We start from the raw sequence: 17,929 nt of genomic DNA, 5'->3' as shown, positions 1-17,929 counted from the left end.
CGGCGCCGGCGCGCTGTGGCTGATGGGAAGCTACAGCCCGGACGGCTTCGCCTGGAAGGACAGGTTGACCGCACTTATCACGGTGGTGGTCGTTGGGCCCATCATGCTGGTGGCCTACGTTTTCCTGCTCAAGATCTTCCACGTAGCGGAACTCCGTGACCTGCTCCGCCCCTTGCTCGCGCGATTGGGCCGCGGCGGATCCGGACCCTCGGAGCCAAACGGGGGAACGCCGTCGTCGGTTTCGGCTCCCGGTGGCTCCGGCGGGGAACACCCGACGCCGGAACGCGCCACGGTCTCGGTGGACACCGGAATGATGCCGAGGATTTCAGGCGAATTCGATTCAGTATCGTTCCGCGCCGGGCCGGTGCCGGAACCCACGCAGCCCTCCACGGCACCAGGGCGGGTGCGCGAAAATGACGGCGCTGCTGCCGGGGGCGGTACCGGCGCACCCGAGGGGTATCTTCCGGCGGAGGATGTTCCGGGTACTGCCAGGGGCGGACTGCTGCGCGACGAGATTCCCCTGCCAGGCCGGCGCACCTTCCAGGGCAAGGCCGGCCAGAACCCCCATTTCAAGCCGCGACGGCCCCGGAAAAAGTGATTCCCGCCGCGTTTCCGGTCGCCTGTCGCCCGCGGCGGCCAAGGCCAATCGGCTAGGATCGACAGTGAACAGGGGTATTTGCAGGCAGGCGTCAGCCCGCTCGCTGGCCGGCTTTTGACCGGTTTCCAGCAGGTGCTGGCCACCATCAGGCCGGCAATACCCGGACAGCCTAGGAGGAACACGTGTCCCACCCGATCGACGTTGGATCAGTACTCGGCGGCCGCTACAAGGTCACAGCCACTGTATTGACCTCACACGACCATGATCTGGTGCTGGACGGGGTGGACCAGGTTCTTAACCGTCCGGTCAGCATTCTGGTCGCCGGCCCGGACAACACCGAGCAGGTGGCGCAGAGTGCCCGCGAGGTGGCAACCGGTGAGCGCCCGGGAAACATGCAGGTCCTTGACCTCGGTGTCACCGAGGCCGCCACCTACCTGATCACCAACCACACATCAGCGGCAGACCTGCTGGACCTCGTGGTTGCCTCCAACCCGCCCTATGTTGAACCGTTCTTCACGGACACTTTGGGCAGTGAAATTTTCGGCCAGGCACGTTCAAACGAACCGGAGCCTTACGACGACGAAGAAAACGTCGACGCCGGCTACATCAACTACGCGGATAACCACCCCAGCCAGGTGGACCCTTACCGGGCCGCCCCGCAGGCCGCACGGCCCGTGGTTCCGCCACGTCAGCCGGTCCGTCCGCCGTCGGCCCCGACCGGAGTGTCCGGACGCGGCGCAGGCGCCGGCCAGGGTGCAGCTTCCGCGGCCGCAGGTGCTGCGGCTGGAGTTGCTGCAGGGGCGGCTGGTGCCGCCGGGAGGCAGCAGGCTACGTCACCGCAACCCGTTCAGCGCCCGGAACGGCCGGGATCCGGTCTCAATGACCCATCCGACTCCAGTCATAATAGGGTCGAGGCAGCCGAATCGCCCAAGGTCTCGCTGTGGTCTGAGGACGACTACACCTATGAGGACCAGGAAACCGGCTACGAGGAATCCCCTGACTCTGAGCGGTCCGCCCGGCCCGGCCGGGCAGCGGGCGCTTTCCCCTCCATTGCCCGTAAATCGGCTCCTTCGGAAGCCGTGCCTCCAGCCGGCCCAACCGACGATTTCTACGACGACGACGAACCCGAGCGCGAACCCAAGTCCATGCGCTGGCTGGTGGGAGGCCTGCTTGCGGTATTGCTTATTGCGGGTCTGGTCTTCGCTCTGACAGGTTTGGGCGGCCTGTTCAGGCCAGATCCCGTTGCCAACCCGACGTCTCCTTCGGACGGCGGCAGTGCTCCCGCCACGGCAGCTCCAAGCCCGAATCCGAGCTCTGTTGCCCCCGTAGTGCCGCCGGCAATCGACAGCGTCACGCGGCAGGGCAACTTCGAATTCGCAGGCAACTACGACGTCGACCTGGTCAAGGCGTATGACGGCAACGCTGCCAGCTACTGGTCCGACATGGAGTTTGCCACCGAGGGTTGGGGCGGTCTCGCGGCGGATGGCGTGCCCCTGGTCGTCAAACTGAAGAGTCCTGCCTCTGTCTCTTCCATCACACTGACCCAGCTCGGTGCTTCAGGCGGCAACATCAGCGTCTTCACCAACGACAGGCCTTCGCTGGATGGGGCCAAGCTGGTGGGAACCAACAGCTTTACCTCAACGGACCTCACCATGCCCCTGGCCGAGCCAGTACAGGCGCAGTACGTGATCGTGTCCATCAAGACGCTCCCCAAGCTGGCTGCTCCGAAGACCCGGTACGGCTTCGGTATCCGGTTGGCCGAAATCAAGGTTCAGTAGGTAGAACCCGTCTGGCGGCTGTTTGGCCGCGGCTGTTCTGCGTGGAGCGCTGCTCCTGCAGTAACAGGCGCGGCCCAGCTGTGTGCAGACGGTAATCTGGTAGGGCGTCCTGCCGGGCTGGCTCTGTGCTGGCCGCTCGAGGTTCTCCGTTCGCGCGGCGCCCGGAATATTCACCACCAGGATTCAGTTGTGCCATGTGGCCGGCCCCAAAGCCGGCGCATCGATTAAGGAAGAGGTTCACCGTTCAGTGACCAACGCAGAAAACACCGCGTCCGAAGTACGTGATGTCATCATCGTCGGCTCGGGCCCGGCCGGCTATACGGCGGCTGTCTATACGGCACGAGCCAACCTGAAGCCGCTGTTGCTGGCCGGCTCCGTCACCGCCGGTGGCGAACTGATGAACACTACCGACGTCGAAAACTACCCGGGATTTCCCGAAGGCATCATGGGGCCGGACCTCATGGAGAACTTCGAAAAGCAGGCTGCGCGGTTTGGAACCGAAATCCAGTTCGAGGATGTCACGTCCTTGGAACTGGACGGCGCCGTCAAGACCGTCACCATTGCAACCGGAGAGACGTTCAAGGCACGGGCAATCATCCTCTCCACCGGATCGGCATACCGTGAGCTCGGCCTGCCCAACGAGAAACGCCTCTCCGGGCATGGTGTCAGCTGGTGCGCAACCTGTGATGGTTTCTTTTTCAAGGATCAGGACATCGCCGTCATCGGCGGGGGAGACTCTGCCATGGAGGAAGCGCTCTTCCTCACGAAGTTCGCGAAGTCGGTCACGGTGGTCCACCGCCGGGATTCGCTGAAGGCCTCGAAGATCATGGCAGACCGGGCCCTGGCACACGAGAAGATTTCCTTCATCTGGAACAGCACCGTTGATGACGTGATCGGTGAGAATAAAGTCACCGGACTCAAAATCAGGAACCTCCTGGACGGCACCATTAGCGATCTCCCGGTGACTGGCGTCTTCGTAGCCATCGGAAATGATCCCCGGACGGACCTGGTCAAGGACATCCTGGATATCACCGACGCCGGCACTATCGCCGTCGAAGGCCGCAGCTCCAGGACGAGCGTCGCCGGCGTGTTTGCCGCAGGCGACGTCGTCGATCCGACCTACCGCCAGGCCATTACGGCCTCAGGCTCGGGGTGTGTTGCTGCAATCGATGTGGAACACTACCTCGCAGACCTTCACGCATAAAAGCACTTACCGTCCATTCGAAGAGAGAGACACAAGGTTATGAGCAACGCTAAAGATGTAACAGATGCAAGCTTCGGCACAGACGTACTGTCCGCTGACAAGCCAGTGATTGTGGATTTCTGGGCCGAGTGGTGTGGCCCCTGCCGCAAGCTGGGACCGATCCTGGACGAAATCTCTGTTGAGTACAGCGAGAAGGTGGACGTGGTCAAGGTAAATGTTGACGACAACCCTGCCATCGCCGCCGAGTACGGCATCACCTCCATTCCTGCCGTTTACCTCTTCCAGGACGGCCAGGTGAAGAGCACCGTCATCGGTGCCAAGCCCAAGCAGTTCTTCGAGAAGGAATTCGCAGACGTACTGTCCTAAGTTCGTGCTCGCCCCGAGCCTGCGTCGCGGCTAAGGGGTTCCCGTGGCCACCGCTTCACTGAAGTGGTGGCCACATTGGTTTTCAGACAATATTTTGGTGCTTAGCGAGTCATATTGGTTGATAACTCGAGGTTGTGCTGTGGCAGCTTTGTGGCGCTGGGCCTAGTCCACTAAAAGGACCACGCCATCCTGGGTGTTGCCGCGCCAAAATGCCAGGTCAGCCCACGACACGTGGGCTTCTTCAGGGAACGATTTGTTCCTTCGGGCAGCCAGCCCACCTGCTACTCACGGGGATGTTTCACGTGAAACATGTGCGAGGCACTTCCTGAGCCTGCCGGGCCTCACATGCCGCGCGGGCGTAGGAACTCGGAGGTTGCTCTGGGACGCGACCGTTGCCGGAATCCAAAGGGTGCTCGGGGCACGCCCGCCGTGGGAACTCCGAATCGGCTTTGCGAGACATAAGCTTCAATGGACCGCACCCGGCGGCAGCAGCGCCTGATCCGGTTCTCGCGAGTACTTTCCTTCAGCGGCTTGCGAAAGTGCGACATCGTTCCGGGTACCGGCCAGATCATGCCCCGACGATCACAGAGGAAGTCCCGCGGGGACTTCCTACGACAAAACCAGTAGGGGAATGGCCATACCACTGCGAGCAGGCAACATTGGGACACCTGTGGCCACGCCACCGGACATGACCACCTTCCATCTTTCCCAGCGGCCAGGGACTGACCGCATGATTCCCGTACTCAGGCTTGAAAGAACCGGGAGCCTGAAATGCGCTACCGCAGGGAGGCGGGTTCGCTGTGCTAATGCTTTCACTAGTCATCTTCTGTTTCACGTGAAACATTGAGGACGAGTCCAATGGCGCCGTCCCGCCACATCCCACCATTTCAGCTTCCGCAAGATCTCACCATCTTGCCTCCGCCACAGCTCCCCAACAATGGCACGATCCTGCCTCCCTGCACCTTCTCTCCTTCATCCCCTCCTGCCTCTGCCTATGTCTCTGCCCTTGGCATTGGCTTCGCTTTGGCTTTGGCTTTGGCTTTGCGCAACAAGTCGGCAGCAGCCCTCCAAAAATCAGCTGAGGTCTGCCAGTTTCTGTTGATGTCCAAAGAAACACGCAACTGCCGTCACATGAACCGCGCACACAACCACCTAGAACACATGAGCCGGCGGCGAAGTCCACAACCGATTGGGGTCAGCCACTCATATCTGTTCGGCTCCAGCGGGGGCCTGATCGTGCCTGGCTCAGCGATCATGCGTTCTCGTCCCTGCTCAACAGAGCGCCACCACGGTCGAGCCCTCATTGAGCGAGCAGTGGAACGCAATGCAGTCAGTTGCATCAGTGAAGACCACGAATTCATGACTAGGGAACATTGTGTGTGCAGCTGGCGCACCGTCGGCGGTCGCATTGTCCGAACAACCAAGCCCTACGGCCGGAACACCATCAATCCCATGGAATACCTGGCCCTACATCCTCGCATAAAACGCCCAACTTGCTCAAAGTCCTAGCGCACTCAGCACAAATGACACAGCTACACTGGAACGTTTCCCTTAGAAACCGGCGCTCATTCCAAAAGCCTGTGCACCCTGTAGTCGTCTTCCCGTTGGCCCACGCTGAACCATAGTGCCTCATAGGCTCTTCACCCATCCACATAGTTCCCCAGCCCGGCACAGCGCCATTTGACATCCACTGGCGTGCGTTTTGATAGGCGGAATGAATCTATTCTGTTCTAGGGCCAACCAGATAGCCCCCTGGAAGCATCAGTTCAGCCCGCCCGTTGCCGGCCATAGTCAGTCTGTCGTCGGAAGCCCAACAAACCGGCGGCCCATTGAAGTTGTCTTCCACACGGCTTCGGCTGTCAGGAATGGCCTGAGTGCCCGAACCCTGGACTCCAGGAAGGAACGACTCGCCGGCCCATCGCACGGCACTCAAGCGGGATCACTGCCTCCCAAGCAGAGCGACATAGCCGCCAATCAGTCGAGCCTTGGCTGGGCGTCTGTGTGCCGCCTGACTAACCCCCAGGACCAGTTGATACCCCTGCCAAGTGCACCCGGACTATATGGGGGCGTGCTCCGGGATTCCGCCATGGCGCCCAATACTTAGTTGTCGACTTTCGGTCGGTTCGTGGTCTGATTTCTCGCGCGACAGCTAACGGCCTCATTATGGTGTTCTCCGCCGGAACCGAAAGAGTAGGCATCCTCAGGCGCTGGGAATCGGATCAGATGTTTCACGTGAAACACTCGGGGAGTGGTGCATCCGTCAGACCGGCTGTGGTTCCCATCTTGGACAGAGCCTGGGCCGACCGCATTGGAACATCCTGGCCAACCGGGGATAGCTCGTGGCCAGGGTGATGCCAAGGCATGCCCGTGCGCGCACGCCTTAGTGGCAGTGCTATCGCTCAACGGTGACAGATGTTTCACGTGAAACATCGTAAAACCACGCCGCTTGGCAGCTCTATATTCAGACCCTCCGAAAGCACCGATAATCGCCAACGAAGACGGCATCGGGCATGCACCAACTACGCTCCAACTAGGACATCGACAACTAGGACATCGACAACTATGACCTCTACGCCGCGGAATCGTCGACGGCAAATGCGGGCTATTACCACTTCCGGATTTAGCCTGACTCTACCTCCCAAAGCGTCACTACTCATCAGTGACAGATGCATGGTGCTTCCGACAGTAGCCAGTCCACCGCTAGGGTGCTCTGGCCCAGTGCTGGGCAGACGGAGGCCGACCACAGAGGAGCCCCCAGTAGGTTCCCTTACTCCAGCCTCATTCGACAGGCCCGAGTCGCGGGTAGGCGGCCTATCACGCTGGCATTGGGACGAATGCAGTTCCGTGAATCTACACTTACGCGCAACATGATCCCATCGTCGTTCGCCTTGGATGGGGATTCAGCGAGCTGATTTTGGACCACTATCCACAAGTTATCCCCATACGTTATCCACAGTCATATCCACAGCCAGGTTCCCAAGGAGTAGGGCCCACGTATCCCTGCGTACCACGGCACGATACTGAGGGAGGCGAGTGGTTCTTGGCCCCATCCAGCCTGGCCACGGCGCGAGGCCATCGTGGTGGCGAAGACTGGCGGAGTGGAGATACCGGAGTCGCAGCTTTCAAGCGGGAAATCAACTATTTTTGGCGATCTAAGACCCATTTGGCAGCGCGCCAGGACCCCAGACGGTCAGCGCGACATCCTGCGCTCACTGTTTCACGTGAAACATTAGCCTGCTGTCATGGGCGAGGCTCATCGACGGTCGGAAGGGCAAGTGCGGAGCTTGAGTGTGGCCCTCCAGTGACCACGCCAACCCGGCTGTGAGATGCCTCTCCATCCACAAGGTTATCCACAGGGATATCCACTGCCCGCGTCGAGCCTCTGTGGGTAATGTGCGTTCACTCTGGGACGCACACTCTGAGGCCAAACGTGAGGCTGTGACCGCCAACCCGGCTGGCAATGATGTGCATCTCGGCCGGCACGGGCATCATCTTCGATGTATCCATGCGCCAGCTTTCCCAGGTGATCAGCGGAAGTCCGATCCGCCCCAATTCAGCAAATGGTTACTACGTTCGTTCGGTGAGGGAGTGGCTTCTTGGTCTTTCATGTCTTCTACGAACTGACCGAAATCATCCGGGACGAAACTGCATTCATCCACCCTGCGTAGAAAGCCTCCGTGAAGTGGCCGGCCGTGTATCGAGCCACAACCACAGCATGGCCGAGGTGGGGCCTGGCTCATTCTGCTGACGCAAACCCAGCACTAATAGATCTCCGCCTATTACGTGTTTAGCCTGACAGCGTCGCGCCTAAACGGCCAAGGTCGAATCCCCGGAAGAAGAGACCCTGCTTTTCTCCACGACAAGCGGCTCTGAGGCTTGCGGTTTGGGTGGGCTGGACGGCTTAGCCCGCCGTGCGTGCACCAGGCCGGAGGATCGATTGCAGGGACCACAAGTCAACGGGTAGATCACCCATGCGGGTAGGCAGGATCGCTGCCAACTCAGTAAGATGCTGGTGAAGCCTGCCACGCTCATCTCCCACTGTCCTTCGGCTTGTGACTTCACCTGCTGTTGACATTCCCCCTCTGACATCTGCGGCGTGCGTGGGTTGCCGCACGCCGGTATGTTCTTTGCCCGACTGGCGGCAGTTCCTACGGAGGTAGAGCGGTCGCTAAGCTGCTAGAAAGTTCCAGTGCGTTGATCCTGGCTGTTCCTAGCGGCCGCAGTGGCCCTATCCCGCGGCACCGGTCAGCTCCCGGAGTCGCTGTGCCGTCCCGGGGGAGACAAGCGCATGCTCAGCACTGAGCGATAGAGCCTCCGGCCGTCCCATGTGGTTATCCACGCACAGACACTCAATCAGCCGATTCAAATCAGCTCCATGCACTGCCACTGGCCACGCAGTATGCAAAGGGTATCGACAAGAACATCCTCCGGGCGGCAGGTGGAACTGCACGCTCAAGGCCTCCTGGGGCCGCTCAAGCCGCTCTACGGCCTCAGAGCTACTCCACACGCCGTTCCAAGATGACAGTCCCGTAGATGCGGGACGTACGCCATAAGCGACGCAGCCCCCGGTAGCTGGGGAGGGAGTTGTCATGCCCTATGCCTGCAGGTGCGCCTTCCAACCACGTCGGCATATCTGGGGCCGCCGCTATCCAAGCTATAGCGTTCTCCTTGGCCATCTGTGAATCCACCGGTTTTACCATCCAAGCGCCCACAAATCTCTGTATCCGAAGAACTAGGCGCCGGATCTCGCAGGCACAGCATGCCAGGCTTTTTGGGCCCAGGGGAGGGGAACTGGCTGATTGGATCCAGAACTTTTGTCCGCACCAGAACAACTGGCTCGTTGCATTCCGCGGCCTGCGTCCCACGTGAAACATGCTCCTTCGCAGGTCCTAATTCGGGTGAGTTTGGGAAACCCTAGCTGGCGGGGCCCTGGATACCAGGCCGGAAGTAGGTATCAGCGCATATGCGGCAGGGTTTCCTGAACCACAAGCCGCCCTATGTTGCCTCGCCGAGTCGGCCCACCCATGTTTCACGTGAAACGTGTGGTGCTCGACGGGGCGGAATCATGTGCCCAAGCAAGCCGTAAAAGCGCTGTGAAGTTTGACTAGGACTGTGGGAAGTACACGTCAGTGAGCCCAAATCTCATGTGAGTGCAAAAGTTGCCATTCGAGGGCTGCAAAGCGAAGCGTCAGGAGAAGGGGTCAGTGACAACAAGTCTGCACAGAAACAGTTATGGCCCAGCCACAACCCACGAAACCGTGCCTGTCGTTGATGCAAACATTGGTTCCCAATCATTACAAAGCGTAGATCACGCAAAGCCCCCGGTTCCCTCTGGGCAGGTTTCGCTGCGCATTGGTTGCACCCACAACCTGCGGATTCAGCGGGTCTCGATGGCCCAAACGGCCCGCAACTGGTCCCATCTTCATCGAGCCCACCACCAGTTATTTCTCGTACAGCGCGTTGAAACGCTAAACGTTACTTCTCTTACAGTGCCTTGAAGGGCTAAACGGGGGATCGTCGTAGGCGAAGAGCCAAAAAAGGAGGGCCTGTTTCACGTGAAACAGGCCCTCCTACGCTTTAGAACTAATTATCTGATCCCGGCGCCAACACTTCCATGATTCGGTTGAGATCCTCAACGCTAGCGAACTCAATACTGACGCGGCCTTTTCGAACACCGAGCGAGATCTTTACGTTGGTATCCAAGCGATCGGAGAGGGAGGAGGCCAGGTAATCGAGCCGCTCATGCCGGGCCCCGGGCCGCGGAATGTTGTTTTTGGCTGGCTTTGTCGGATCCTGGTAGAGCGTCACTGCTTCTTCCGTGGCGCGAACAGACATTCCTTCGGCCACGATTTTCTGTGCAAGGCGTTCCATGGCGGCGGCATCCGGCAAAGCGAGCAGCGCACGGGCATGACCGGCCGAAAGTACACTGGCGGCCACGCGCCGCTGAACCAGCGGGGGAAGCTTCAGCAGACGGAGAGTATTTGAGACCTGGGGACGGGAACGGCCAATACGATCGGCCAGCTGTTCGTGCGTCGTCCCGAAATCTTCAAGCAGCTGCTGGTAGGCGGCTGCCTCTTCCAAGGGATTCAGCTGGCTGCGGTGCAGGTTCTCGAGAAGTGCATCCCGCAGCAGGTCATCATCCGTAGTGTCACGCACGATGGCAGGGATGGTTTCCATGCCGGCGGCCTGAACTGCCCTCCAGCGGCGCTCACCCATAACCAGCTCATATGGTTCTCCACCCTTTTCGGTTGAAGTACGAACCACAATTGGCTGGAGGACGCCAATTTCACGAACGGAGTGAATGAGCTCAGCCATGTCGTCTTCGTCGAAGACAGAACGGGGCTGCTTACGGTTCGGGTGAATGTCCGACACCGGGATCTCAGCAAAACGCACCCCGGGAACTTCCACGAGGTCCACGCCGTTATCTACTACTTCTACAGCCGCGTCATCCGGAGCCGACACCCCGGCGGGCTCGTCAACTGCACCCGAGTCCTCCGCCGGTGCAGGGGTGTTCGCCATGCCAGCGGTTGGTGGTTCTGCAGCAGCAGACGCCTTGGCAGGCGCCCCTGTCGCCGTCTTGGCAGAAGTCTTTGCCGACCCTGCAGTCGACGTCTTGGCGGGCGTCTTTGACGCCGAAGCCTTGTCAGCTGACTTCACAGAGGCTGAAGTGGGTAGATCATCGCCCGAAGTTGCCGCGCCGTGGTCTGCGGCGTCATCCGGAAAGACTTTTTTGCGTCCCTCAGGAAAGAAGAGATCCACGGGGCGCGAGGCAGCGGCACCGTTGCCCGATGCGCTCCCGGCGGCGGAACTTGGAATGAGTGCGCCAAGACCGCGGCCTAAGCCACGTCGCTTCTCGCTCATGGATAAATCCCTCCGATGGAAGAGCCGGCCCCAGCCTGACTCCGGTTGTTGCAGTTCTTGAAGATTTTAGCGCTCTGCGATTTCAGCAGCGGCTTCCAGGTAGGACAGCGCCCCACTGGAGGAAGGATCGTAAGTCATCACAGTCTGCTGGTAGCTCGGCGCTTCCGAAATCCGCACCGAGCGGGGAACCACCGCCCCAAGAACCTGATCCGGGAAATGTTGGCGTACCTCGGCAGCCACCTGGGCGGCGAGGTTGGTCCGGCCGTCATACATCGTGAGGAGAATGGTTGAAACAACCAGATCCGCGTTCAAGTGCTTCTGGATCATCTCGATATTCTTCAGAAGCTGGCTCAGGCCTTCCAATGCGTAGTACTCGCACTGAATGGGAATGAGCACCTCACCGGCAGCGCAGAAGGCGTTGACCGTGAGCAGGCCAAGGCTTGGCGGGCAATCGATGAAGATGTAGTCCAGACGTTCTTCACCGTTTTTCGCCCGGGTCTTGGCGTAGACATCGATCGCCCTGCGGAGCCGCTGCTCGCGGGCAACCAAAGACACAAGTTCAATCTCGGCGCCTGCCAGGTGAATGGTCGCGGGAGCACAGATCAGATTGCTGATGTCCGGGCACGGAGCCACGACGTCTGCGAGGGGAAAATCGTTGATCAGGACGTCATAGATGCTGTCTACATCGGCGTGGTGCTCCACGCCCAAAGCAGTGGAGGCATTTCCCTGGGGATCAATATCGATGACCAGGACGTTGAGGCCCGCGGCAGCAAGCGCGGCGGCGATGTTCACCGTGGTGGTGGTCTTACCCACTCCGCCTTTTTGGTTGGAGACCGTAAAGATGCGCGTTTTCTCAGGCTTGGGCAGTTCGCGGCCGAGCAACCGTTCACGGCGTTTGGTCTCGTGCGCGAGCTCCCGGGCAATGGGGCTGGAGTCGTCCATCGTGTCAATGACATTGGTTTTTCCACCAGCCGTTGTTTCACGTGAAACTGCAGCAAAGGCGGCCACATCTGCAACCACTTTGGGGTGCGTTTCAGTTCGGACCGGTGCAGAACCCAAGCCAGCAACTGATCGTGCTGACCCCAAAGACACAAACGGGGGGATCCGTTGTGTGGAGGCTTCGCTACTGGTCACTGGGACACACTCACTCTCGTTCAGCTTTTTGCTGCCGTTGTCTAGCCTAACCGCTTCGCCCTGCAGACCAAGGTTACCGGGCCCGGACTAGGCAATCTTTCCGGACTTGTTTACGACGATGCGCACCACCGTAGTGGGTTCCTCCAACAGATGTTCACCGACAGTCACCACCGAGGTATGAATGCCCCCAAGCTTACGGATGACCTTCGCGGCTTTCTCGATTTCCTCGCCGGCACTGCGGCCCTTAATCGCCACCACTTCGCCTTTGCCGGCGAGCAGAGGGATAGTCAGTCCCGCCAAATTGCTGAGCGCAGAAACCGCGCGGGCAGTCACAACATCAGCTTTGACGTGTCCCACTGCGAGCTCCGCCCGGCTCCGCATCACCGTCACGTTGGTCAGCCCCAGGTCATCCACCACTTCCTGGAGCCAAATGACCCTGCGCTCCAGCGGCTCAATCAGTGTCAGCTCCAGGTCGGGCCGGGCAATAGCCAGGCAGAGTCCGGGGAGTCCCGCCCCGCTTCCGACGTCGGCGACGTGGCTGCCATGCGCGATCTCACTTTCGATGACCGCACAGTTGAGAACGTGGCGGCTCCAGAGCCGGGGGATTTCCCGGGGACCGATGAGGCCACGTTCGGTGCCGGACGTGGCAAGGTGCTCGACGTAGCGCTTGGCGAGATCCAGCCGGTCCCCGAAGATCTTCTCAGCCGCGAGCAGTTCAGCTGCCGTGATTTCAACCATGATTTAGCGGATCAGCAATTCTCTAGTCTGCGGATACAACGATGTGGCGGCCGGCGCCTTCGCCCTCGGACTCGCTCACCAGACCGAGGTCTGCGACGGCGTCGTGCACGATTTTGCGTTCGTAGGCACTCATCGGCTCGAGGGCAACGGCCTTGCCCGTCTCCTTGACCGATGCGGCCGCATCCTCGGCGATTTTCTGGAGGTGGCCCGCGCGCTGCTGGCGGTAGCCGTTGATGTCCAGCACCAGGCGTGAACGGTTCTCGGTGGCCGACAGGACAGAGAGCCTGGTCAGCTCCTGCAGTGCCTCCAGGACTTCACCGTCTTCGCCCACGAGGCTGTCCAGGCTATCGGACTCCTCCTCGGCGACGATCGAGATATAGGTCCGGCCGTTCCTGACTTCGATATCAATGTCGCCATCGATGTCGGCGATGTCCAGGAGTTCCTCAAGGTAATCGGCAGCAACGTCGCCTTCCTCCTCAAGCCGGCTCGCGGCCGAGCCCTTCAGGGAACCTGCATCAGTCACGGACTCGTCGTGATCTTCGGTGACCTCGTCGGAAAGGGCGTGTTCGGTGCTCTCGGCTGACATTACTTCTTCTTCCTGTTCTTACGTTGTGGCTGGACGCGCTGTCCCTTTTGCTCGATAAGCGCAGCTGCGGCGGCTGCCTCCGCTTCGGCGTCGGCCTTCTTCCCGCCGAGGATGGGAAGGGCCGGCAGGCCCTTGGCAGCACGGCGCTCGGCCAGTGCCTTCGCGGCGGGGGATCCCGGCGTCGGCATGCGGCGGATGACGAAGAATTGCTGTGCCATGGTCCAGAGGTTGGTGGTGGTCCAGTAGATCAGCACACCGATGGGGAAGTTGATGCCACCCACACCGAACACGATGGGCAGGATGTAGAGCATCATTTTCTGCTGGCGCATGAACGGGCTGGCCATGGCCTCTTCAGACATGTTCTTGGCCATGATCTGCTTCTGGGTGATGAACTGCGAGGCCGTCATGGCCAGGATCATCAGGATCGACAGGACATACACAGCGAATGCGTTGCCCTCAGGATTGTGCAGCAGGGTGGCCGACAGCGGTGCCCCGAAGATGGTGGAATCATCGAACTGAACAACCTGATCGTGGCTCATGGCCCCGATCCCAAGGCCCTTGTCCCGGGCGGTGCTGATGCCGGACAGGACCTGGAACAGCGCGAAGAAGAACGGCATCTGGATCAGCATGGGCAAACAGGCGGAGAACGGGTTGGTCCCGTGCTTCTTGTACATCGCCATCTGCTCCTGCGCCATGGCCTGGCGGGAAAGCTGATCGGTCTTGCCTTTGTACTTGTCCTGAAGTTTCTTCAGGTCCGGCTGCAGCAGCTGCATGCCGCGCTGCGCCTTGATCTGCTTGACGAATACCGGGATCAGAGCGGCCCGGATCACCAGCACCAGGCCGATGATGGAGAGCGTCCACGTCCAGCCGGAGGCTTCCGGCATGCCAATGGAGCTCAGGCCCTCATGAAAACCCACCATGATGATGGACACAAGCCACTTGAACGGAAACATGATTGTTTCAAAGAAGTCCATACGATATCCCTATTCGTCAGGCCGCAAAGCGGCCTTCTTCATCAGTCTGAGCAGCCAGGTACTTGTCCGGGTTGTTCAGCACAACAATTGTGGGGGTCCGGTGTTCGGGCCAGTGGCGGTGGCCGGCGGGGACATGGTCCACACCACCGGCATTCCAGGGATGGCAGCGCACGAGGCGCCGGACTGCCAGCCAGCTGCCCTTCATTGCACCGTGGACGGTGATGGCCTCAAGCGCGTACGCCGAGCAGGAAGGGAAGAACCGGCATACCTGGCCGTACAAGGGGGAAATCACCTTGCGATAGGCCATCAGCAGCAGAATAAGAACGTTTTTGGGCAGGTTCCAGAGGAAGGTGCCCATGGCGGCAGCAACAGGTAGCAGGTAGTGGACGACGGCGGCAGTCACCTTACGCACGCTGTGTCCCCTCCTGTGTTGTACCGGTAGAACCGTCTACAGCAGCCTTTGGAAGGCGGCTGCCCAACCGGTTCATGGTTGATTCCAATGCGGCGTTATAGTCCGCCAGCAGTTGGTCCCAGCTGGCGGCAGCGGACGCAGGCAGCGCCCGGACCACTATGGTGAACCCGGTACCGTACTCGCGAAGCGAGGCAGCACCGGCTTCTCTCAGTCTCCTCTTAACGAGGTTTCTGACAACAGCGTTCCCGACACCTTTGGAAACTATGAACCCGATCCGGCTGGGTTCGTCGGCAGCGATGGCTGCCGCATATAACACTACGTTCCGGCGTCCATTACGGACACCGGAACGCACAGTTGTTGAAAATTCGGTTGCAGTTCTCAAACGGTTACGGGTGGCCAGCACCTTAAACTCGCAAAGAAATGATTACCGACGAGTCAGAATCTAGGCCGACAGTTCGGTGCGGCCCTTGCCACGACGGGCTGCCAGGATGGCACGGCCGGCACGGGTACGCATACGAAGGCGGAAGCCGTGCTTCTTGGCTCGACGGCGGTTATTCGGCTGAAAAGTCCGCTTGCTCACGTTAGTTACTCCAGTGGATCAAAGGTGCGCCCACCCGATCAGTAAAAGGGGAAGAACTGGCCGACGCTAAGTTTTGTATATGCAACGCTTCCCCCGACTGCTCCAACGCGGTGCGCAGAGAGATTCAGATGGGGCCAAAAAGCGTACACAAAGGACTTCACAACGTTAGGGCAAAACGCCGGCCATAGTCAAACCGGGATGCCCTCCCTGCCCTGCCCCGGCTGTGGTTAACCCGGCCTCGCAGCCTGTGGATGAAGTGGCTCACAAGGCCTGTTTTCGAACCACACCGGTGTAATTATCCACAAGCTACTTCCCAGCTATCTTCTGGCCTTTTGATCCCCTAGAGTGGCTCAGTAGCCGATTATCCACGGACTGTGCATAACCCTGTGGATGAAGCTGGACCAGCATCCTGGTTCCGGACTTGGGGCTGCACGTAATGCAGGCACGCAAGTTTTGAGGAACTGATTGATGACAGTAGACGAAGCCAACCACGCCAATACTGTCGGAAGTTCCTGGCGGCGCGTGGTGAACCTTCTCGAGCAGGATGACCGCGTTTCACCGCGGCAGAGGGGCTTCGTCATCCTGGCCCAGGCCCAGGGCCTGATCGGTTCCACACTCCTCGTCGCAGTCCCCAATGAACTGACACGTGAAGTGCTGCAGACCCAGGTCAAGGATGCCCTGGATGATGCCCTCCACAACGTTTTCTCCGAAGACATCCGCTGCGCCATCGATGTAGACACCGATCTGGTTCCCATCCACCAGGAGCCGGAACCTGTCGTCGTCCCTGCCTATTCGCCGGACCAGCTGATCGAACAGAAACCGCAGCCCATGCTGCCGAGCACGTCCCACGAATTCGGCCGGCTGAACCCGAAGTACGTTTTTGATACCTTCGTGATCGGCTCGTCCAACCGTTTCGCCCATGCTGCCGCCGTGGCCGTCGCCGAAGCACCCGCCAAGGCCTACAACCCGTTGTTCATCTACGGCGACTCCGGACTCGGCAAGACCCACCTCCTGCACGCCATCGGCCACTATGCCCGCCGGCTCTACAGCGGAATTCGCGTCCGCTACGTGAATTCCGAGGAGTTCACCAACGACTTCATCAACTCCATCCGCGATGACGAAGGTGCCAGTTTCAAGACCACGTACCGCAACGTGGACGTGCTGCTGATCGATGACATCCAGTTCCTGGCCGGCAAGGACCGGACGCTGGAAGAGTTCTTCCACACGTTCAACTCGCTGCACAACAACAACAAGCAGGTGGTCATCACCTCGGACCTGCCGCCCAAGCAGCTCGCAGGATTCGAAGACCGGATGAAATCGCGCTTCGAGTGGGGCCTCCTCACTGACATCCAGCCGCCGGAACTTGAAACGCGTATCGCCATCCTCCGCAAGAAGGCCCTCAGTGAAGGCTTGTCCGCACCCGACGATGCCCTCGAATACATCGCTTCCAAGATCTCCAGCAACATCCGGGAGCTTGAAGGTGCGCTGATCCGCGTGACGGCGTTCGCAAGCCTGAACCGCCAGCCCGTGGATGTGGCTCTGGCCGAGATGGTACTCAAGGACCTCATCACCGACGACGGCGCCCAGGAGATCACCTCCAGCCAGATCCTCACGCAGACGGCTGACTACTTCAAGCTCAGCATGGAGGAACTCTGCAGCAAGTCCCGTACCAGGACACTGGTGACGGCCCGCCAGATTGCCATGTACCTCTGCCGTGAACTGACGGACATGTCTCTTCCCAAGATCGGCCAGGAACTTGGCGGCCGGGACCACACCACGGTGATCCATGCTGACCGCAAGATCCGTGAGCTGATGGCCGAGCGGCGTGTGATCTACAACCAGGTCACGGAACTGACCAACAGGATCAAACAGCAGCAGCGCGACTCCTGAGCCCGCACTCCCTTACCTTATTAACAGGTGCATGTGGATAAGCCTGTGGATAGTTAAGGGGACAACAGCGCTTAATGGGCTTAAAACCCTTAAGCCACCTGTGGATTGGCCTGGGACCGAAAAATGTTATCCCCATCCACAGCCTGTTTAAAACTGCGCTCACCCACAGTCCATGAACAGGGCTTAACCGCCGGATCCTGCGGCCGGATCGAGTTATCCACAGTTTCCACAGCAGTTATTAACACTACTAATCCCAAGAAATTGATTTCCCTCAAACAACAATCTCGATCCACACCCAAAACGGGCCAGGGTCCGAAGAGCGGCCAAGGGCCTGCGGACCGCAGGGGCGCCGGCCGGGGATGGGTTAATCACTGATGTTCCGGCTAAGCTGTCAGCAGCGCTCCCATCCTTGGGTTTCTCTGTGGTTCGGTCAGCGGATCACCATGCAGGTCCGGTGGTTGGGCGCCACTCATTTGGACTCCCTAACGGAGTTCCCGGTTTCGATATGGCAGCAGCAATGAAAGGCGGCACCCTTCCGTGAAGTTCAGAGTCGAACGGGATGTCCTGGCAGAAGCCGTCACCTGGACAGCCCGGTCGCTATCTCCGCGGCCGCCGGTTCCCGTGCTCTCCGGTCTGCTTTTGAAGGCTGAAGGCGGCACGGTCAGCCTCTCGAGTTTTGACTACGAGACCTCGGCGCGGCTGGAAATCGCTGCAGACATCACCACCGAAGGAACCATCCTCGTCTCCGGCCGGCTTCTCGCGGACATCTGCCGCAGCCTCCCGTCCGCCCCTGTCGAGGTGGAAACGG

At 59.9% G+C, this 17,929-nt stretch carries 12 protein-coding genes and 2 pseudogenes; 6 read left to right on the top strand and 8 right to left on the bottom strand.

Features of this window, described 5'->3' with window-relative positions; genetic code table 11:
- From DBR22_RS02410 to trxA, 4 genes and pseudogenes are all read left to right on the top strand, one after another.
- A pseudogene (locus DBR22_RS02410) lies at positions 1 to 598 on the top strand (murein biosynthesis integral membrane protein MurJ); the annotation flags it as partial.
- A gap of 182 nt (positions 599 to 780) precedes the next feature.
- Positions 781 to 2,376: an ABC transporter substrate-binding protein gene (locus DBR22_RS23670; RefSeq protein ID WP_181364988.1), complete on the top strand. Its 1,596-nt coding sequence runs from the start codon at positions 781 to 783 to the stop codon at positions 2,374 to 2,376.
- 247 nt (positions 2,377 to 2,623) lie between these two features.
- A complete protein-coding gene (gene trxB / locus DBR22_RS02400) occupies positions 2,624 to 3,580 on the top strand; it encodes a thioredoxin-disulfide reductase (protein ID WP_108597621.1) in 957 nt (318 codons plus the stop codon).
- 39 nt (positions 3,581 to 3,619) lie between these two features.
- Complete coding sequence (gene trxA, locus DBR22_RS02395; RefSeq protein WP_108597618.1) at positions 3,620 to 3,946, top strand: thioredoxin; 327 nt, start codon at positions 3,620 to 3,622, stop codon at positions 3,944 to 3,946.
- A 5,583-nt stretch (positions 3,947 to 9,529) separates the two neighbouring features.
- Here the strand turns inward: trxA and DBR22_RS02390 are convergent.
- From DBR22_RS02390 to rpmH, 8 genes are all read right to left on the bottom strand, one after another.
- Positions 9,530 to 10,807 carry a ParB/RepB/Spo0J family partition protein gene (locus tag DBR22_RS02390; protein ID WP_108597617.1) on the bottom strand — a complete coding sequence of 426 codons (1,278 nt, stop codon included), beginning with the start codon at positions 10,805 to 10,807 and terminating at the stop codon, positions 9,530 to 9,532.
- A gap of 66 nt (positions 10,808 to 10,873) precedes the next feature.
- Complete coding sequence (locus DBR22_RS02385) at positions 10,874 to 11,941, bottom strand: ParA family protein (protein WP_308810171.1); 1,068 nt, start codon at positions 11,939 to 11,941, stop codon at positions 10,874 to 10,876.
- 87 nt (positions 11,942 to 12,028) lie between these two features.
- Complete coding sequence (gene rsmG, locus DBR22_RS02380; protein ID WP_108597616.1) at positions 12,029 to 12,679, bottom strand: 16S rRNA (guanine(527)-N(7))-methyltransferase RsmG; 651 nt, start codon at positions 12,677 to 12,679, stop codon at positions 12,029 to 12,031.
- 22 nt (positions 12,680 to 12,701) lie between these two features.
- A complete protein-coding gene (locus DBR22_RS02375; protein WP_108597615.1) occupies positions 12,702 to 13,265 on the bottom strand; it encodes a Jag family protein in 564 nt (187 codons plus the stop codon).
- Positions 13,265 to 14,239 (bottom strand): membrane protein insertase YidC, encoded by a 975-nt coding sequence (gene yidC / locus DBR22_RS02370; protein ID WP_108597614.1) that lies wholly within the window; start codon positions 14,237 to 14,239, stop codon positions 13,265 to 13,267. The genes DBR22_RS02375 and yidC overlap by 1 nt, the downstream gene beginning before the upstream one ends.
- A gap of 16 nt (positions 14,240 to 14,255) precedes the next feature.
- Complete coding sequence (yidD, locus tag DBR22_RS02365; protein WP_108597613.1) at positions 14,256 to 14,651, bottom strand: membrane protein insertion efficiency factor YidD; 396 nt, start codon at positions 14,649 to 14,651, stop codon at positions 14,256 to 14,258.
- A complete protein-coding gene (rnpA, locus tag DBR22_RS02360) occupies positions 14,644 to 15,003 on the bottom strand; it encodes a ribonuclease P protein component (RefSeq protein WP_375134872.1) in 360 nt (119 codons plus the stop codon). Before rnpA ends, yidD begins: the two co-directional genes overlap by 8 nt.
- Positions 15,004 to 15,093: 90 nt before the next feature.
- The gene (rpmH, locus tag DBR22_RS02355; RefSeq protein ID WP_003800212.1) at positions 15,094 to 15,231 is read right to left on the bottom strand and encodes a 50S ribosomal protein L34; all 138 of its coding nucleotides are present in this window, start codon (positions 15,229 to 15,231) and stop codon (positions 15,094 to 15,096) included.
- Positions 15,232 to 15,699: 468 nt separating this feature from the next.
- On the opposite strand from rpmH, the gene dnaA reads away from it, so the two are divergent.
- Positions 15,700 to 17,121 carry a chromosomal replication initiator protein DnaA gene (dnaA, locus tag DBR22_RS02350; protein WP_108597611.1) on the top strand — a complete coding sequence of 474 codons (1,422 nt, stop codon included), beginning with the start codon at positions 15,700 to 15,702 and terminating at the stop codon, positions 17,119 to 17,121.
- 537 nt (positions 17,122 to 17,658) lie between these two features.
- A pseudogene (locus DBR22_RS02345) lies at positions 17,659 to 17,929 on the top strand (DNA polymerase III subunit beta); the annotation flags it as partial.

Origin of the sequence: Arthrobacter sp. HMWF013, assembly GCF_003061105.1 — a bacterium.
In the GTDB taxonomy this organism is placed as follows: domain Bacteria; phylum Actinomycetota; class Actinomycetes; order Actinomycetales; family Micrococcaceae; genus Arthrobacter.
This window is presented reverse-complemented; position numbering and strand designations above follow the sequence as displayed.

Bases quoted from the DNA above. Each gene is read 5' to 3' on its own strand.
- trxA (WP_108597618.1), top strand. From the start codon at position 3,620: ATGAGCAACGCTAAAGATGTAACAGATGCAAGCTTCGGCACAGACGTA.
- DBR22_RS02390 (WP_108597617.1), bottom strand. From the start codon at position 10,807: ATGAGCGAGAAGCGACGTGGCTTAGGCCGCGGTCTTGGCGCACTCATT.
- rsmG (WP_108597616.1), bottom strand. From the start codon at position 12,679: ATGGTTGAAATCACGGCAGCTGAACTGCTCGCGGCTGAGAAGATCTTC.
- DBR22_RS02375 (WP_108597615.1), bottom strand. From the start codon at position 13,265: ATGTCAGCCGAGAGCACCGAACACGCCCTTTCCGACGAGGTCACCGAA.
- yidC (WP_108597614.1), bottom strand. From the start codon at position 14,239: ATGGACTTCTTTGAAACAATCATGTTTCCGTTCAAGTGGCTTGTGTCC.
- dnaA (WP_108597611.1), top strand. From the start codon at position 15,700: ATGACAGTAGACGAAGCCAACCACGCCAATACTGTCGGAAGTTCCTGG.